Raw genomic sequence first — 17,290 nt, forward strand, 5'->3', positions numbered from 1 at the left:
CTGGCGACGAGCCTGGCAAAGCTGCCTGCTCGCTCGGCTTGTTTGTACGAGGAAGCGTAAAGGCATGACCAGCCCACAAAGCAACACCAATCGTCGTCTTCTTGGAATGGTCTGGCCTTTCGTGCTGGTCGTGGTGCTGCAGGTCGTGCTCGGGGTCGGTAGCCTAAACGTACTGTCAGCCGTACGGGCGTACGTGGGGGGCGAGAGCCTGTGGTCCAAGGGGCAGAAAGACGCGATCTACTATCTCAGTCTGTACGCCGAAAGCCACGACGAGGCCGATTATCAGCGTTACCTCGCCGCGAGGGTGGTTCCATTGGGCGATCGGCAGGCACGTCTTGCACTGGATCAGTCACCCCCTGATCTGGGTACTGCCAGCCAAGGGTTCCTGCTAGGAGGCAATCACCCCGCCGACATCCACGGTCTGATCTGGCTGTATCGCTATTTTCGCTCGACCAGCTACATCGAGAGCGCGGTACAGGCCTGGAACGAGGGTGACCGCTACATGGGCCTGTTGGCCGATGTCGCCGAAGCGCTGCACGATGGCATCACCACCGCCAGCCTGACCGCAGAGCAACTGGGCGCTCTGCGGCAACGCATCCAAGTCATCAACGAAGGCGTGACGCCTGTTGCCCAGGCATTCACCGACACGCTGGGCGAGGCATCGCGCAAAATCCGCGACCTCCTGCTGTGGAGCAACCTCGGCGCAGCGGCACTGCTGATCGCGATGGCGGTCTGGCGTACCCGCAAGCTGATTCGTCAAAGCGCCGCTTTCGAACGTGCGCTGCAATTGAGCGAGGAGCGCTTCCAGCTCGCAGTGAGCGGCAGCAACGACGGTATCTGGGACTGGGATATCGAGAACGGCGTCATGTACTACTCGCCGCGCTATAAGGAATTACTCGGTTTCTCGCCCGATGAATTGACCGGCGACATTACGCTGCTGGCCGATTATCTGCACCCGGACGACTATGCGTCGACTATTGCCGCCTTCAATGCTCACTTCAGTGGACACCCAGGCTACGATGTCGAATACCGGATGCGCACCAAGTCTGGCAGTTACCGTTGGTTCCGCGCCCGTGGCCAGGCCCAACGCGACGCCAGCGGCAGACCGATCCGGATGGCCGGGTCTTTCACCGACATTACCGATCGCAAGCTGGCCGAAGCGGCGCTGAGTGCCGAGAAGAAACGTGCCCAGGTCACCCTGGCGTCGATCGGCGATGCAGTGATCACCACCGACACCAGCGGCCGGATCGAATACCTCAACCCGGCGGCCGAAGGGCTAATCGGCGTCAAGGCCGATGCAGCACACGGTCGCCCGTTGGGCGATCTGTTCCACCTGCTCGATGAAAGCTCCCGGCAGCAAGAAATGCACCCGCTGGCCCGAATCCTGGGAACAGAAACAGGGGAAAAGACCATCAGCAATCTGCTGTTGATCCGGCAGGATGGAAGCGAAGTGGCCGTCGACATGATCGGGGCGCCGATCCGCGACAGCATCGAAGGGATTATCGGCGTTGTGCTGGTCTTCCATGACATGACACGCGAACGACAGTACATCGCCAGCTTGTCCTGGCAGGCCAGCCACGACGCGCTGACCGGTCTCGTCAACCGGCGCGAGTTCGAGCACCGCCTGAAGCAATTGAGCGATAGCCCGCGTCAGTTGTGCGGCGAGCATTCGCTGATGTACCTGGACCTCGACCAGTTCAAGGTGGTTAACGATACCTGTGGGCATGCGGCGGGCGACGAGCTGCTGCGCCAGGTATGCATGCTGCTGCAGCAGCGTCTGCGCAAGAACGACACGTTGGCTCGGCTCGGCGGCGACGAGTTCGGCGTGCTGCTGGAAAACTGCCCGCCCGAAACCGCTATCGGCATCGCCGAGACATTGCGGAACACCGTTAGTGACCTGCATTTTGCCTGGAACGGCCGGCCATTCTCGGTCAGCGTCAGCATTGGCGTAGTGCACATCCAGTCGCGGCCGACCTCTCTCGAAGAGGTGCTGCGAGCCGCCGATGTCGCTTGTTACATGGCGAAGGAAAAGGGCCGCAACCGCGTGCAGGTGTACCAGACCGACGATTCGGAGCTGTCGTTGCGCTACGGCGAAATGGAGTGGGTAAACCGCATCCAGTACGCCCTTGAGGAGAACCGCTTCTGCTTGTACGCACAAGACATCGCCACGCTCAACAGCGGTAAGCCGGAGAGCGCGCACTTCGAACTTTTGATCCGCCTGCGCGACGAGCGCGGTGAGCTGGTGCCGCCGATTGCCTTTATTCCGGCGGCCGAACGCTATGGCCTGATGCCCCTGATCGACCGCTGGGTCGTCAAGATGGCCTTTGCCACGCTGGCAGACCTGCTGGACGACGAGGAACCCTGTCCGATCGCCACATGTGCAATCAACCTGTCCGGCGCGTCGATCGGCGACGAGCAGTTTCTCGGTTTCCTCTACCAGCAATTCAAGCTCAACAGCATACCGCCGAGCCTGATCTGCTTCGAGGTCACCGAAACCAGTGCGATTGCCAACCTGTCGAGTGCTTCGCGCTTCATGAACGAGCTGCGTGCGCTCGGCTGCCGTTTCTCGCTCGACGATTTCGGCGCCGGCATGTCTTCGTTTGCATATCTCAAGCATCTGCCGGTCGATTACCTGAAGATCGACGGCAGCTTCGTCAAGGACATGCTCGACGACCCGATCGATCGCGCCATGGTCGAGGCAATCCATCAGATCGGACACGTCATGGGCAAGAGCACGATCGCCGAGTTCGTCGAGAGCGCGGCGGTGATCGAGATGCTGGCCGACATCGGTGTGGACTATGCACAGGGTTATGCAATTGGCCGGCCGCAACCGTTTTCCAGCGATTTCCTCCTTAGGCGCCGCCCAGCGGCGGGCCATGCTATCGCACATCAGATGCCCAAAGGCAAGGACGTCATTTTCTGAGTGGAGGCACGCCCGTGAACAAGCAGTTTGTGCGTGAAGGTGCATTGATGGATATCGCCAGTTATCCGACATGGACCCGTGAGCTGGTCGAGGCCTGCAGCGATAGCAAGCAACACGTCGTCCAACATGAATTGTTCAAGGCGATGCGCGACGCCTCACTCGATACGGCCGCGGCGCGCCAGTTTCTGATCGGCGTCTGGCCAATGATCGACCAGTTCCCGCAGTACATGGCGATCAACCTGTTGAAGATCCGCTATGGTGAACACCCGGGTCAGGAAATGGCGCGCCGATATCTGGTCCGAAATATTCGGGTCGAACAGAACCATGCCGACCACTGGCTGGCGTGGGCTAAGGCGAGCGGCGTTAGCAGGGCCGAACTGATCGAGGGCAAGGTGCCGGTCGGCATCGTGTCGCTCAGCCATTGGTGCTGGCATACCTGCGAGCGCGAATCGCTCGCCGTCGCAATGGCTGCGACCAACTACGCGATTGAAGGTGCCACCGGGGAGTGGGCGTCGTTGGTTTGCTCGTGTGACAACTACGAGCACAGTTTTGCCCCTCTATCGCGCAAAAAAGCGATGAAGTGGCTGCACCTGCATGCGCATTACGATGACAAGCACCCGTGGGAAGCGCTTGAGATCATCGTCACACTACTTGGTCTTGACCCTGCCACACGCGAGGTCGATAAGCTGCGCCGCACCATCTGCACTAGTTATGACTATATGAGGATGACACTCGATCACAGCTTGTTCGCGGGTACGACAACCCGTGTCGCCCCCTCTGCCTTGCAGGCAGCCTGACCCACGCTGTGGTTCACTTTACCCCGGCCCCGTTGCCGGGGCTGGCTCTTCCGTCCGCTTCACGGGCGATATCACTGTTATTAAAAATGGTTTGCTCATCGTAATCGCACCCTGTATATTTTGATCGTTATATATATAAAAATATAGCGAGTGAGTGCCACCTGCTTTCTGAGCCAGCTCGGGCGAGCTGTGCATGGCGACCACAAAGAGAAGCCCAATGCCCTCCCCGTTCACCTGCTTGCCGCCCTGGTGATGCCGGCGTGCAGGCTACGCTCAACGCGGACGAGGGTACTTGCTTCTCGCTTCCGGCACGGACCCGTTTCTGCGTCGATACGGCACGACAACAGGTGGCGCTTGATGTGGCCGCGCTCAGAGCGTGTCGTCCTCACCGTGCCCAACGATTGACTGTGAGACGGGCGTGTCTCACCTAGCGTCTTGACATGATTTTTGTTTCATCCTCCCTTCCTTGCGCCACTTTTCAGTGGCATTTTTTTTGCGCGGATTTTTACACTATTTTTATACGGCTGACGGTTCTTTTAATCCGTTTTTTGCGGCGTTTTTCCTATTCTCACGGTGTATTTCAACCACTTTGGAAAACAACATGTCGGACTTGATCTGGCTAGGGATGGGACTGGCGTTTACGCTGTCCTGCATGGCTCTGGCTCATGCCTACGACGTTCTTTCGCGTAGGAGGGATGCATGACAGCCTGGTATATCTTTGGTGGCCTTCTGTCGGTAGCACTTGCCGTCTATTTGGTCATCGCACTGGTGAATGCGGAGGACATCGGATGAACAGCTCCTTTCTCCTTCTCATGATTGCGTTCCTGGCCGTGCTTGGTCTGACCGTTCGGCCGATGGGAGCCTGGATGGCACCGATGGCCGAAGGCCGTTTTGCCAACGGCGCTTTTGCCCGTTTCGACCAGCGCTTGCTGCGTTTGATGGGCGTGGATGCCAACACAGGCATGGGCTGGAAACAGTACACGCTGGCGCTGATCGTGTTTAACGCGCTGGGTGCCCTGCTGCTCTATGCTCTCCAACGCCTGCAAGGCGGCCTGCCGTTCAACCCGCAACATTTTGGTGCCGTATCGGCCGACTCGTCGTTCGACACGGCGGTCAGCTTCGTGACCAACACCAACTGGCAGGGCTATAGCGGCGAATCGACGATGAGTTACCTGACCCAAATGATGGGTCTGGCGGTGCAGAACTTCCTGTCCGCCGCCACCGGTATTGCCATCGCCTTTGCACTGATCCGTGGTTTCTCGCGTCGAGAGAGTACCGATGTCGGCAACTTCTGGGCCGACGTGATGCGCATCACCCTCTATCTTCTGTTGCCGATGGCGTTTGTGATGGCGCTGGTGTTGGTCAACCAGGGCGTGCTGCAGAACCTGTCGAGTTACGTCAGCTACACCGGCTTCGCCGGCCACGCCCAGACTCTGGCAATGGGCCCGGTTGCGTCGCAAGAAGCGATCAAGATGATCGGCACCAACGGTGGCGGCTTCTTCAATGCCAACTCGGCACACCCGTTCGAGAACCCGACCGCACTGACCAATTTCCTGCAAATGCTGGCGATTTTCATCATCCCGGCCGGCTTGTGCCATGTGTTCGGGCGACTGGTGAAGGACACGCGCCAAGGCTGGGCGATTCTCGCGATCATGACGCTGATCTTCGTGGCCTGCGCAATCGGCGTAGCGGCGTTCGAGCAGCAAGGCAACCCGCTGTTCGGCAAGCTCGGCATCGACCAGCTCGCCAGTGCCCTGCAGGCGGGCGGCAACATGGAAGGCAAGGAAGTGCGTTTCGGCATCTCTGCATCCAGCCTGTTTGCTGCCGTGACCACGGCGGCCTCGTGCGGTGCGGTTAACGCAATGCACGACTCGTTCACCGCGCTGGGCGGCATGATCCCGATGTGGCTGATTCAGCTGGGCGAAGTGATCTTCGGCGGTGTCGGCTCGGGCCTTTACGGCATGCTAGTGCTGGCCATTCTGGCGGTATTCGTTGCAGGCCTGATGGTGGGTCGTACCCCGGAATACCTCGGCAAGAAGATCGAACCGTATGAGATGAAGATGGTCGCACTGGCGATCCTGGTCACCCCGACGCTGGTGCTGCTCGGCACCTCGGTGGCGGTGCTGACCGGTGCCGGTCAGGCCGGCGTTGCCAATCCTGGACCGCATGGCTTCTCGGAAATCCTCTATGCCTTCTCGTCGGCTGCCAACAACAACGGTAGCGCGTTCGCCGGTCTTTCGGCCAACACCCCGTTCTACAACGGCATGCTTGCTGCCGCGATGTGGTTTGGCCGCTTCGCGATGATTGTGCCGGTGATGGCACTGGCAGGCAGCCTGGCCAAAAAGAAAATCCTGCCGGTTAGCAACGGCACCATGCCGACCCACGACGCTTTGTTCGTTGTGCTGGTGATCGGCACCGTGCTGCTGGTCGGTGCGCTGACCTACATCCCGGCGCTGGCGCTGGGCCCGATTGTCGAGCACCTGAGCCTGTGGGCCGGCCATTAATCGAGGATAGACATACCATGTCCCGTACTGCTTTACCCCTGTTCGACCCGGCGTTGACCCGTCCGGCGCTGGTCGACTCGTTCCGCAAACTGACGCCGAGGGCGCAGATCAAGAACCCGGTGATGTTCGTCGTCTACACCGTCAGCGTAGTCGCGACCGCGCTGTGGCTGCAGGCGCTGTTTGGCCAGGGCGAGGCGCCGGCCTGGCTGATCGGTACCATCGCGCTCTGGCTGTGGTTTACCGTGTTGTTCGCCAACTTTGCCGAAGCGTTGGCCGAAGGGCGCAGCAAGGCGCAGGCCGCAAGCCTGAAGGGGCTGAAGAAAACCGCGCATGCCAAGCGGCTTGCCGAGCCCCGTTATGGCGCCAAGTTCACGCTGGTCAACGCAGACACCTTGCGCAAAGGCGATGTGGTGCTGGTGCAGGCGAGCGAAGTGATTCCCTGCGACGGCGAAGTGATCGAAGGCATCGCCTCGGTGGACGAGTCGGCGATTACCGGTGAATCCGCCCCGGTGATCCGCGAATCGGGCGGCGATTTCTCGTCGGTGACCGGCGGCACCCGTGTGCTGTCCGACTGGATCGTGGTGCGCGCCACCGTCAATCCTGGCGAAACCTTCATCGACCGCATGATTGCGATGGTCGAAGGCGCCAAGCGCCGCAAGACCCCGAACGAGATCGCGCTGACCATCTTGCTGGTTGGCCTGACCCTGGTCTTCCTGCTCGCTACCGCCACGCTGCTGCCATTCTCGCTGTATTCGGTGCAGGTCAGCCACAGCGGCAGCCCGATTGGCATGACCGTGCTGATCGCCCTGTTGGTCTGCCTGATTCCGACCACCATCGGCGGCCTGTTGTCGGCCATCGGTGTGGCAGGCATGAGCCGACTGATGGGCGCCAATGTGATCGCCACTTCGGGTCGCGCAGTGGAAGCGGCCGGCGATATCGATGTGCTGCTGCTCGACAAGACCGGCACGATCACGCACGGCAACCGCCAAGCGTCGGCTTTTCTGCCGGCTTCCGGCGCTTCCGAGGCTACGCTGGCCGATGCGGCGCGGCTTTCTTCGCTCGCCGACGAAACGCCGGAGGGCAAGAGCATCGTCGTGCTGGCGCATCGGGTGCTGAAGCTCGACGGCAAGGACAGCGTGCCGGCTGGTGCAACCTTCGTGCCATTTACCGCCCAGTCGCGAATGAGTGGGGTCAACGTCGGTGAGCGCCACATCCGCAAGGGCGCGGCCGACGCGATCCGTCGCTATGTCGAGGCGGCCGGTGGTGAAATGCCGGCGAGCGTCAACGCCCAGGTCGACCAGGTGGCGACTCGTGGTAGCACGCCGCTGGTAGTTGCCGAGGGCAATAAGGTGCTCGGCGTGGTAGAACTAAAAGACGTAGTCAAGGCCGGTATCCGCGAGAAATTCGCTCAGCTGCGCCAGATGGGCATTAAGACGGTGATGATCACCGGCGACAACCGCCTGACCGCCGCCGCGATCGCCGCCGAGGCCGGCGTGGACGACTTTCTTGCGGAGGCCACCCCGGAAGCCAAGCTCGCACTGATCCGCCAGTACCAGGCCGAAGGCCGCCTGGTGGCGATGACCGGCGATGGCACCAATGACGCACCGGCACTCGCCCAGGCCGACGTGGCGGTGGCGATGAACAGCGGCACCCAGGCCGCCAAGGAAGCGGCCAATATGGTCGATCTGGACTCCAGCCCGACCAAGCTGATCCAGGTGGTGGAAATCGGCAAGCAGATGCTGATGACGCGCGGCGCGCTGACCACCTTCAGCCTGGCCAACGACGTGGCGAAGTACTTTGCGATCATCCCGGCCGCGTTTGCCGCCACCTACCCGCAGTTGGAGGCGCTGAACGTGATGGGGCTGACCAGTCCAGCCTCGGCGCTGTTATCCGCGGTGATCTTCAATGCGCTGATCATCGTCGCGCTGATCCCGCTGGCGTTGAAAGGCGTGAAATACCGCGCGCTCGGTGCTGGTGCGCTGTTGCGCCGCAACCTGCTGGTCTACGGCCTGGGCGGCATCCTGTTGCCGTTCGTCGGTATCAAGCTGATCGACATGATTCTCACCGGCATGGGCCTGGTGTAACGAGGACAAGGAGTTATCGCGATGAATACGCTGGCTCAAACCCAAAACGCGAGTAAGACCCCGGCCCGCGCGACCATCCTGCGCCCGGCACTGTCCGTGCTGGCGACGCTGACGCTGATCACCGGCCTCGCCTACCCGCTCGCCACCACGGTGGTCGCGCAGTTGACGATGCCGAACCAGGCCAATGGCTCGCTGGTCGTCGACGAGAATGGCAAGGTGGTTGGTTCGGCGCTGATCGGTCAGCAGTTCGACAAGCCGGGCGAATTCTGGGGGCGACTGTCGGCTACCGGCAACAAGCCTTATGATGGCGTCAACTCGGGCGGCAGCAACCTCGGTCCAAGCAACCCGGCGCTAATCAAGGCAGTGTCGGCCCGCATCGATGCGCTGAAGAAAGCCGACCCGGGCAATACCCGGCCGATTCCGGTCGATCTGGTGACCGCCTCCGGTAGTGGCCTCGATCCGGACATCAGCCGCGCGGCGGCCTACTACCAGATCCCGCGAGTGGCTCGTGTGCATGGCATCGGCGAGGCCCAACTGAAGGCGCTGGTCGATCGCACGGCCAGCCGTCCGTTGTTCGGCTACTTTGGCGAAGCGAAGGTCAATGTGCTGGCATTGAACCGTGCACTGACGAAGCTGCACTAAGTTTCAGCTACCAAGGCATGACAAAGGTTGGTCGAGACCCTCGGGGAGCGGCCAGCCTTGTCCCGTTTGGCATGTATCCTGAGACGGGCCGGGCCGTTTCAGGATAGCTGCCCTCACTCTCTACCCTTCACCGCAACACCATGCCTTCTGACAACCACCGCCCTGATCCCGACGCTTTGCTTGCCGCCAGCCCACCGAAACGCGGCCGCCTGAAACTGTTCTTCGGTGCCGCGCCCGGCGTCGGCAAAACATACGCGATGCTGGCCGAGGCGCGCGAGCAGCATGCGGCTGGCCTCGCTGTGTTGGTCGGCTGGGTCGATACGCACGGCCGGGCCGAGACAGAAACGCTGCTCTCAGGGCTCGATTGCCTGCCGCGGCGCCAGTTGGAATACCGTGGCAAGCTCCTCGCCGAGTTCGATATCGACGCCACGCTGGCGCGTCACCCGGCGCTGGTGCTGGTCGATGAGTTGGCGCATACCAACGTGTCGGGGAGTCGCCATCCAAAGCGCTGGCAAGACATCGAGGAGCTGCTGGCGGCTGGCATCAACGTCTATAGCACGCTGAACGTGCAGCACCTGGAGAGCCTCAACGAGGTGGTCAGCCGCGTTACCGGGGTTCGGGTCGGCGAGACGGTGCCTGATCGGGTGTTCGACATGGCGGACGAGGTGCGCCTGGTCGACCTGCCCCCGGACGATCTGCTCGCCCGGCTCAAGGCCGGCAAGGTCTACCTGCCCGAGGTGGCGGGCCGCGCCGCGGAAAACTTCTTCCGCAAGGGCAACCTGATCGCGCTGCGCGAGCTGGCGCTGCGGCGCACTGCCGACCGGGTCGATGACCAAATGCGTGCACACCGCCAGCAGCAGGCGCTCACGCCGGTATGGCCGACTCGCTTTGGTTTTCTGTTGCTGGTCGACGCCCATGGTGGCGATAGCGCGGTGCGTAGCACCGGCCGACTCGCCGATACGCTTGGCGCGCAGTGGCATGCGGTATGGATAGATCGAGGCAACGCGCCGCTGCATGAGCGGGAAAAGGTATTGGCGGCGCTGGCGCTGGCTGAACAACAAGGTGCCAGTACCCTGGTCATCGGCGAGCACAACCGGGCCGCGGCATTGGCCGCCTACGCTCGCCGTTACAATCTGTCGATCGTGGTGCTGCCGCGAATGGGGCGGCACTGGTGGCAGTGGGGTGGTGAAGACCTACTTGGAGAGCTCGGCCAGCGCGCACCTGAACTCGACTGTCTGGTGCTGGCCGAAACGCCAGGCTCGCCACGGGGCGAGCATCGGCGTAAGCGCGAGGCAATCGACCTGCGTCCGCGCCGCTATCTGTTGGCGGCCGCCGCCTGCGTCGGGGTGACCCTGGTTGTCTCGCCACTGGCCAGGGTGCTCGAGCCGACCAATCTGATCATGTTCTACCTCTTGGCCGTGCTCGGCGTCGCGCTGCGGCTGGGGCGCGGGCCGGCCGCGCTGGCCGCGGTGCTGTCGGTCGCGAGTTTCGATTTCTTCTTCGTGAGTCCGCGGTTCTCGTTTGCGGTCAGCGATGTGCAATATGTGGTCACCTTCTTTGTGATGCTGGTGGTGGGCCTCGTGGCGGGCCAGTTGGTCGCCCGTCAGCGCCACGAGGCCTCGCGAGCGCGCGAGCGCGAGGCGCGTACCCGTTACCTGTACGAGATGGCGCGCGAGCTGTCCACTGCCTTGCTGACCGAACAGGTCACCGACACTGCGGCGCGCTTTCTGAAAGCCAGCCTCAACGCCCACATCGCGCTGTGGCTGCCCGACGAGCAGGAAAAACAACTGGTGCCACACAGCGACCAGGCCTCCGGCGACCATGGCGATGCGGCGATCGCCAAATGGTGCTACGACCACCAGCAGATTGCCGGTTTCGGCTCGAACACGTTGCCGCTGGCCCCGGCGCTGTACCTGCCATTGAAGGCGCCAATGCGTACCCGCGGCGCGCTGGCGGTGATGTTGGCTGAAACCACGCCGCTGCGCGACCCGGACAACCGCCGGCTGTGCGAAGCGGTCGCCGCGCTGATCGCGCAGACGCTGGAGCGGTTGCACTACATCGAGGTAGCGCAGCACACCTTGCTGTCGATGGAGTCGGAGCGTCTGCGCCACTCGCTGCTTGCTGCGCTGTCGCATGATCTGCGCACCCCGCTGACCGCATTGTCAGGCACCGCGGAATTGCTGGCGCGCAAGCTTGGCCACCAGTCCGACGAGGCTGGATTGGCCTGGAGCATCGTCGACCAGAGCCAACGTACGACGCGGCTGGTCACCAACCTGCTGGAAATGGCTCGGCTGCAGGCTGGTGGCGTGGTGCTGAAGGAGGACTGGGTGTCGGCCGAAGAGCTGGTCGGCAGCGCCTTGACCGCGCTTGAGACGTTGCTGGCCGACCGTAAGATCTCGCTAGCCATCCCGACAGACTATCCGCTGCTGTTCGGCGATGCCGTGCTGTTGGAGCGAGTGCTGGTTAACCTGCTGGAAAATGCCACAAAATACAGCCCGGCCGGTAGCGAGATCGGCATCGAAGCCTGCGTGAACAACAGCGCACTGGAACTGACCGTCTGGGATCACGGCCCGGGTCTGCCGCCAGGCGACCCGGACCGACTGTTCGCCCCGTTCAGCCGTGGCGAGCGCGAGTCGGCGATTGCCGGCGTCGGGCTGGGGTTGGCGATATGTCGTACCATTGCCGAGGTGCATCACGGTAAACTCACCGCAGCCAATGGCCTGAATGGCGGTGCGCGCTTTACGCTCAGCCTGCCGCTCAAGCCCCAACCCGAACTCGACCCGCTCGCCGAGGAACCGCTGTCATGACCGCCGCCAGCCTGCTCGTCATCGAAGACGAAGCCGCCATCCGTCGTTTTATCAAGAGTGCGCTGGAAAGCGAAGGCTATAAGGTCTGGGAGGCCGACACCGCCGCGCGCGGTCTGATCGAAGCCGGCACGCGTCAGCCCGATGCGCTGGTGCTGGACCTAGGGCTACCGGATGGCGATGGCTTGACCCTGCTGCAGGACTTGCGCAGCTGGAGCCAGCTGCCGGTGATCGTGCTGTCGGCGCGCATCGACGAAAGCGACAAGGTGGCCGCGCTCGACGCTGGTGCCGATGACTACCTGACCAAGCCGTTCGGCGTTGCTGAATTGCTGGCGAGGGTACGGGCGTTGCTGCGTCGTCGCACCGGTGCGGAAAAACAGGAAGAGTCGAAGGTGATGCTTGGCGATGTGACGGTCGATCTCTCGCTGCGCAAGGTCAGTCGCGGCGATGAGCCCATCCATCTGACGCAAATCGAATACCGGTTATTGGCGCTCTTGATTGCCCATCGTGGCAAGGTGTTGACGCACAGGCAGATCCTGAAAGAAGTCTGGGGACCGCATCACGTCGAACACAACCACTATCTGCGCATCTATATGGCACATCTGCGCCAGAAGCTGGAAGACGACCCTGCCCGGCCGCGCTTCCTAACCACCGAGACAGGCATCGGCTACCGCTTGACCAACGATTCGGTCAGCCCGACCGACGCCGACTGACTCAGTCGCGACCGCGCGAAAACGCCGGCGCGTTCTTCCCTGCCTGCTTGACCTCAAGCATCGCCCGGTCGGCGCTGTCGATCAGGCTCACAGCGTCCTCGCCATGATGGGGGTAGAGGCTGACCCCGACACTGGCAGACACCGTCAGGGACACGCCGTCCTTGTAAGCGATCGGCTCGCGGATGCAATCCAGAAGCGACGTAATGAACGGCAGCATGTCGAATTCGTCAGGCGTGTTCTCCACCAGGATGACGAATTCGTCACCGCCCAGCCGAGCAACGGTATCACCGCTTCGCAGGCGATTGCTCAGTCGCTGAGCCACGGTGATCAGTACCTGATCGCCGGCGAGGTGTCCATGGGTGTCGTTAATCGTTTTGAAATCGTCGAGGTCGATGAATACCAGCGCGATCGTCTTGCGCTGCCGCTGCGACAGGTTGATCGCATGTTCCAGCCGCGACTGCAGTAGCAAACGGTTGGGAATGGCGGTCAAGGGGTCGTGGTGTGCCAACTGGTAGAGTTGCGCCTCGTTCTGCTTGAGCAGGCTGATGTCCGAAAACACGCCGACATAGTGCGCCCATTCACCACTCTGTCCGCGTGTGCCACTGATCGACAGCCAAGCCGGAAAGGTTCGCCCGCTGCGCTGGCTGAACCAGACGTCCCCTTGCCAGGTGCCCCATTCATGCAATTGCTCAGACAGGGTCTGGAAAAAGTTGGGCGGTTGACGTTCTGACAGCAGCATCGTCAGGGACAGGCCACGGCAGTCAGCCTCACAGAACCCGGTCATCTGTGCGAAGGCCGGATTGACGCTGAGCAGGTTGAGCTGGCGGTCGGCGATGAAAACCCCCTCGCACATGTGTTCATACACCTTGGCGGCCAGTCTCAGCCGCTCCTCAGTGCGAATTCTCTCGCTGATATCCTCGATCATCGCAATGAAATAGGAGGGTCTTCCATCCGGTGTACGTACCAGCGACACCGTCAGCTCCGCCCAAACGAAGGTGCCATCACGTCGCAAATAGCGCTTGTTCAGCGTGTAGCGCCGGATTGAGCCTGCGAGCATCAGCTCGATATGAGCCATATCGGCGGCTAGATCGTCGGCGTGGGTGATGTCGCGGAATGTCCGTCGAAGCAGCTCCACCTCGCTATAGCCAGTGATGTCGCAAAAGGTGCGGTTGACACGCAGGAACGAGCCGTCCGGCAATACGTGGCAAATGCCGAGTGGCGCTTCCTCGAAGGTGGCCCGAAAGCGCCCGCGCTCTTGTTCCAGCGACTTTGTCAGCTGCAGAGTGCGCCAATCGCTGTGGTTGAACGATGCTGGATGTGCCTTGAAACGCAATGGAGAGTGCAGCTCCATCAGGAAGGCCGGTTCGTTATCGCTTCGGTTAATCTGGCCACGACAGCACAGCCGTCCGACTTGGGGAATGTCGATAGCGCAATCGGCGGGCGAACGTGCGATGTAGTCCGGGTCAAGGGGCCAACGATGCCCAAGCCAGTCCGGCATGCTGGTCAGTGGCCGCGACGCTTCCACGCCCAGGCAGCGGCGCAAGGCTGCATTGGCGTCAAGCAGGCTCCAGCCTGCATTCACCAGACCCAGCGGGCGGGTAGCCAGCCGGAGTATGGTCTGCTCCAGTTGATCTGACATGATCGACTCTTTTTTCGACCGCCAACGGCTGCCGGTCTGGGTTTTTATTGATTAAGGTTTAGCATGCGCCATGAAACAATCACAGGCCGTTATCGTTTTAGCTTGGGTTTCATACCACTTTGGAATTTTGTTGCTAACTGTTCGGGTTCTTCTGGATGACAGTATAGGATGTGGTTGGCGATATGATTATTTAATGCCATTTTATTTAAATGCATTTGGCGTATTTTGCGGCCGTTCGTCGTCTACCTAACGGTTAATACCACTTTGCAGCGCTGTCAAGTAATCCTGGCTTGAAGAAAATACCACTTTCGTTTTCTTGACAGTCGCCCACTCAAATTGAGATATGCATTTAAGATATTTCGTTTTGCTATTACGGTGTGAGCGATAAGGCTGTTTGCTGCATATCTTGACGGCCGAGCTTTACAAAATCATAGCGAACCAGCGATGTTGTCTTTGTTGTCAGTAATACCGCTAAGGGTCTCTGCCCTTAACTGCTCGAACGATGATTCGGCAGTCCGAAGGAGTTTCATATCAATTTCTGATCGGAGTTCGACAGCGGCGACGGCTATCGAGTCGGCTTCTCCAGCCAGTCACAGGTCTCCGAACTGTCGACGCTCTTTACCTAATGCGAATCTGAGAAGGCTCGGCAAGAAGGAACGCCTTGTCATGTGTGGCGCTTCACACGGCTGACGGGCGTGCCGCCCCAAGGGGCCACAGGTGGAGTCCCTTATGCGCTAGGGCAATGCAACAATGCCGGAAGGGGATCAGTGTCGAGTCAGCGCGGCTAGGTCAGACAGCATCACATCGCCGCTGATGTCGACTTGGAATCGCTCTGACAGTGTCTTGACGAAATCGGCAAGCATATTGGCATTGGCTATACCATCTCCGCTGTGCATCAGGAAACCGGTCGGGTCCGCCTCAATGGCTTTGGCAGTTATGCTAAGCGCGAGTGCATCTGCAAGGTTCTTTTTCACGATATTCCCTTTCGCTGCCACATTGCTCTTGGTTTCAGCATACAAAAAAAGCGATATGCTGCCAGTGTGGAACTGTTTCTGGCGTGGCATAACCTGCCATTCTGCGGCTATTGCAAGTCGGTTCCCCCATGTCACATCAGCTTGGCGTCGCCTCCACCGCATCACCGACTCTTCCGTTTGCGATGGGGCGATGCAGGGGATTGATACTCAGTTGCGCTCTGTTGTGCGAAAATCGTAGATCCCTAACCATAACGCTATGGAGTCAAAACTGAAGCGGGTCAATCCAGTTGCCAAGTTCGCCCAGCAATTGCATCGTTGTGCGCCATTTCGCCCGAGTTCGACAGTTAAACGCGCAAGCCATTGATTCTTATAGGGTGAGTTTTGAAACGCTACCCTACAGAAGGGGCAACTGTTTGCCGGCGGTCGGTTTCTTGACCTGCAAAGCAGACAGGATGCTGGTTTGTTCCTGGCTAATCGATGAGATCCCCGAGATTGGCTGAGTGTTGTTCAAGGTCACGCGGTGGTGTTGAATCCGACGCAGCAGTGATAGCGCCCGTTCGGGCGACAGGCTACTTTCACTGGCAGCAAGGCGCTGGCGCATTACTCGATACAGAACCAAAGCCATGAAGCAGATCATGGCGTGGGCACGGATACGGTCCGGCAGCCGGTGGTAGACCGGTCCGATTTCGATTTCCGACTTCAGCACGCGGAAGCCGCGTTCGATATCCGCGAGTGACTTATAGCGCTCGATGACTTCGTCGGGCTTCAGATCAGCGGTATTGGTCACCAGCAGGAGTTTGCCGTCCATCAGCCGTGCATGCGCCAGCGCCTGTGCGTCGATGTCGTAGCTGAACAGCTCACTCTTGAGATTGACGCGGACGATGCGCGCCAAGTGTGCTTCGCATACCTCATGGTAGAAACGCGCCCGCGCGCCACCATCCGATAGCTTACGGCCTCGGCTACGTTTGCCGGCATCTTGCGCATCGAGTTTGCCGGTCCATTCGGCTGCCTTCCGCTCCAGCTCGGCGATCAGACGGTCGCGCTGTGCGCCTTGCTCAGCGGCGGTTTCCGGGTTATGCGCGATGATCAGGCGCAAGCCTTCCCATTCAAGCTCACCGGTGACTTCCTGGGTTGCATTCAGGCAATCCGCCTGCTGAAACGGTGTCAGTAACTCGACGAAGTCGGAGTAGCGGCGCCCCGGCACCGCCAGGATGAATTCGAGCGGCTGACCGCTCGGCAGGCTGATCGCCTGCAATTCGGCCAGGTTGTCGGTGGACAGCAGCCCACGGTCGGCGACGGCGATCACACGCCGGATCGGGAAACGCTGGATCACCTTCTCGATGGTCGGCTTGAGCGTCGTGACTTCGGCGGTATTACCATCGAACACTTCGTGGTAGAGCGGAATGCCGTCGGCAGTCTGCACCACGCCGAGCATGAACTGGCGGGCGATCACGCCTTCCTTGGCCATGCCGAATTTGCGCACATCGCCATCCTGCTGCGACAGGCCTTCGGCACGGATGGTGGTCATGTCATAGAACACCACTGCCAGTTCCTGATCGAGCAGCGGACGTAGCAACGCAGACACGACCTGGTCGACGGCGTCTTGATGCACGATCAAGGCATCCATCGCACGCAGCAGGTGCTGGTGCTCGATGGCTTCGGCAACGATGCCAGGCAGGCTGACGGTTTCCAGCCAGCGCAGCACACCGAGCTTGGAGTCGGGGTCGCACAGTCGATTAAGCACCATCACCCGAACCAAGGCTTCTATGTCGATGCTGTGGCGGGTACGGCGGAAGGCTTTGCGCAGCTGACCAAAGCCCAGTTCTTCCCAAAGCTCGGTCAACGCCCAAACGTCACCCAGTGCACGGGCCGATTCGAAGGTCGGTGCGACATGGTCAGGCATGGAACGACCGGTCAGGCGCAGTAAGCCGGAAATGACGGACTCGAGCTCCGAGCCAATCTGGTCAAGCCGTCCGAGGGTGGCGACGGTGCGTTTTTTGACGCGCCCATCCTCCCCCCGGTAAGACTCGACCAGTTGAACGTAACGGCGGCTGCCGGACTTGGTGACTTTGACAAACATGCCGTCACTTTATCAGGCATATAGTGCATGTCAAATAACGGTTTTATGGTCAAAAACGTGCCACCACAAGAGTTTTGGCGAAATCGACACTGAAACCCGCATGGTTATTAGAGGTCAGCAGCGAAAACAG

General features: G+C 60.6%; 11 protein-coding genes. 8 read left to right on the forward strand and 3 right to left on the reverse strand.

The window, feature by feature from the left end; genetic code table 11:
• Positions 1-64 precede the first annotated feature (64 nt).
• The 8 genes from QU481_RS19730 (at position 65) to kdpE (ending at position 12,467) form a co-directional block, all read left to right on the forward strand.
• On the forward strand, positions 65-2,923 hold the full coding sequence (locus QU481_RS19730; RefSeq protein ID WP_289831711.1) for an EAL domain-containing protein: 2,859 nt from the start codon (positions 65-67) through the stop codon (positions 2,921-2,923).
• Between the two features lie 14 nt (positions 2,924-2,937).
• Positions 2,938-3,720, forward strand: coding sequence for an iron-containing redox enzyme family protein (locus QU481_RS19735; protein WP_289831712.1), 783 nt, complete (start codon positions 2,938-2,940; stop codon positions 3,718-3,720).
• A 699-nt stretch (positions 3,721-4,419) separates the two neighbouring features.
• Positions 4,420-4,512: a K(+)-transporting ATPase subunit F gene (kdpF, locus tag QU481_RS19740; RefSeq protein ID WP_289831713.1), complete on the forward strand. Its 93-nt coding sequence runs from the start codon at positions 4,420-4,422 to the stop codon at positions 4,510-4,512.
• Complete coding sequence (gene kdpA, locus QU481_RS19745) at positions 4,509-6,224, forward strand: potassium-transporting ATPase subunit KdpA (protein WP_289831715.1); 1,716 nt, start codon at positions 4,509-4,511, stop codon at positions 6,222-6,224. Before kdpF ends, kdpA begins: the two co-directional genes overlap by 4 nt.
• 17 nt (positions 6,225-6,241) lie before the next feature.
• Complete coding sequence (gene kdpB, locus QU481_RS19750) at positions 6,242-8,308, forward strand: potassium-transporting ATPase subunit KdpB (protein ID WP_289831717.1); 2,067 nt, start codon at positions 6,242-6,244, stop codon at positions 8,306-8,308.
• A gap of 21 nt (positions 8,309-8,329) precedes the next feature.
• A complete protein-coding gene (kdpC, locus tag QU481_RS19755) occupies positions 8,330-8,950 on the forward strand; it encodes a potassium-transporting ATPase subunit KdpC (RefSeq protein WP_289831718.1) in 621 nt (206 codons plus the stop codon).
• A 140-nt stretch (positions 8,951-9,090) separates the two neighbouring features.
• The gene (locus QU481_RS19760) at positions 9,091-11,757 is read left to right on the forward strand and encodes a DUF4118 domain-containing protein (RefSeq protein WP_289831719.1); all 2,667 of its coding nucleotides are present in this window, start codon (positions 9,091-9,093) and stop codon (positions 11,755-11,757) included.
• The gene (gene kdpE / locus QU481_RS19765; protein WP_289831721.1) at positions 11,754-12,467 is read left to right on the forward strand and encodes a two-component system response regulator KdpE; all 714 of its coding nucleotides are present in this window, start codon (positions 11,754-11,756) and stop codon (positions 12,465-12,467) included. The genes QU481_RS19760 and kdpE overlap by 4 nt, the downstream gene beginning before the upstream one ends.
• Before the next feature lies 1 nt (position 12,468).
• Here the strand turns inward: kdpE and QU481_RS19770 are convergent, their stop codons facing one another.
• The 3 genes from QU481_RS19770 to QU481_RS19780 all read right to left on the reverse strand — a co-directional run bounded on the left by QU481_RS19770 (position 12,469) and on the right by QU481_RS19780 (position 17,160).
• A complete protein-coding gene (locus QU481_RS19770) occupies positions 12,469-14,106 on the reverse strand; it encodes a sensor domain-containing diguanylate cyclase (RefSeq protein ID WP_289831722.1) in 1,638 nt (545 codons plus the stop codon).
• A 764-nt stretch (positions 14,107-14,870) separates the two neighbouring features.
• Positions 14,871-15,170: a hypothetical protein gene (locus tag QU481_RS19775; protein ID WP_289831723.1), complete on the reverse strand. Its 300-nt coding sequence runs from the start codon at positions 15,168-15,170 to the stop codon at positions 14,871-14,873.
• 304 nt (positions 15,171-15,474) lie between these two features.
• Positions 15,475-17,160: an IS1634 family transposase gene (locus QU481_RS19780; RefSeq protein ID WP_289831724.1), complete on the reverse strand. Its 1,686-nt coding sequence runs from the start codon at positions 17,158-17,160 to the stop codon at positions 15,475-15,477.
• Positions 17,161-17,290 lie beyond the last annotated feature (130 nt).

Origin of the sequence: Crenobacter oryzisoli, assembly GCF_030385785.1 — a bacterium.
Taxonomy (GTDB): Bacteria; Pseudomonadota; Gammaproteobacteria; order Burkholderiales; family Chromobacteriaceae; genus Crenobacter_A; species Crenobacter_A oryzisoli.

What these genes read in the sequence shown, in the direction of transcription:
- kdpE (WP_289831721.1), top strand. Translation starts at nt 11,754, where the DNA reads ATGACCGCCGCCAGCCTGCTCGTCATCGAAGACGAAGCCGCCATCCGT.
- kdpB (WP_289831717.1), top strand. Translation starts at nt 6,242, where the DNA reads ATGTCCCGTACTGCTTTACCCCTGTTCGACCCGGCGTTGACCCGTCCG.
- kdpC (WP_289831718.1), top strand. Translation starts at nt 8,330, where the DNA reads ATGAATACGCTGGCTCAAACCCAAAACGCGAGTAAGACCCCGGCCCGC.
- kdpA (WP_289831715.1), top strand. Translation starts at nt 4,509, where the DNA reads ATGAACAGCTCCTTTCTCCTTCTCATGATTGCGTTCCTGGCCGTGCTT.
- QU481_RS19770 (WP_289831722.1), bottom strand. Translation starts at nt 14,106, where the DNA reads ATGTCAGATCAACTGGAGCAGACCATACTCCGGCTGGCTACCCGCCCG.
- QU481_RS19730 (WP_289831711.1), top strand. Translation starts at nt 65, where the DNA reads ATGACCAGCCCACAAAGCAACACCAATCGTCGTCTTCTTGGAATGGTC.
- kdpF (WP_289831713.1), top strand. Translation starts at nt 4,420, where the DNA reads ATGACAGCCTGGTATATCTTTGGTGGCCTTCTGTCGGTAGCACTTGCC.
- QU481_RS19780 (WP_289831724.1), bottom strand. Translation starts at nt 17,160, where the DNA reads ATGTTTGTCAAAGTCACCAAGTCCGGCAGCCGCCGTTACGTTCAACTG.
- QU481_RS19775 (WP_289831723.1), bottom strand. Translation starts at nt 15,170, where the DNA reads ATGCCACGCCAGAAACAGTTCCACACTGGCAGCATATCGCTTTTTTTG.
- QU481_RS19760 (WP_289831719.1), top strand. Translation starts at nt 9,091, where the DNA reads ATGCCTTCTGACAACCACCGCCCTGATCCCGACGCTTTGCTTGCCGCC.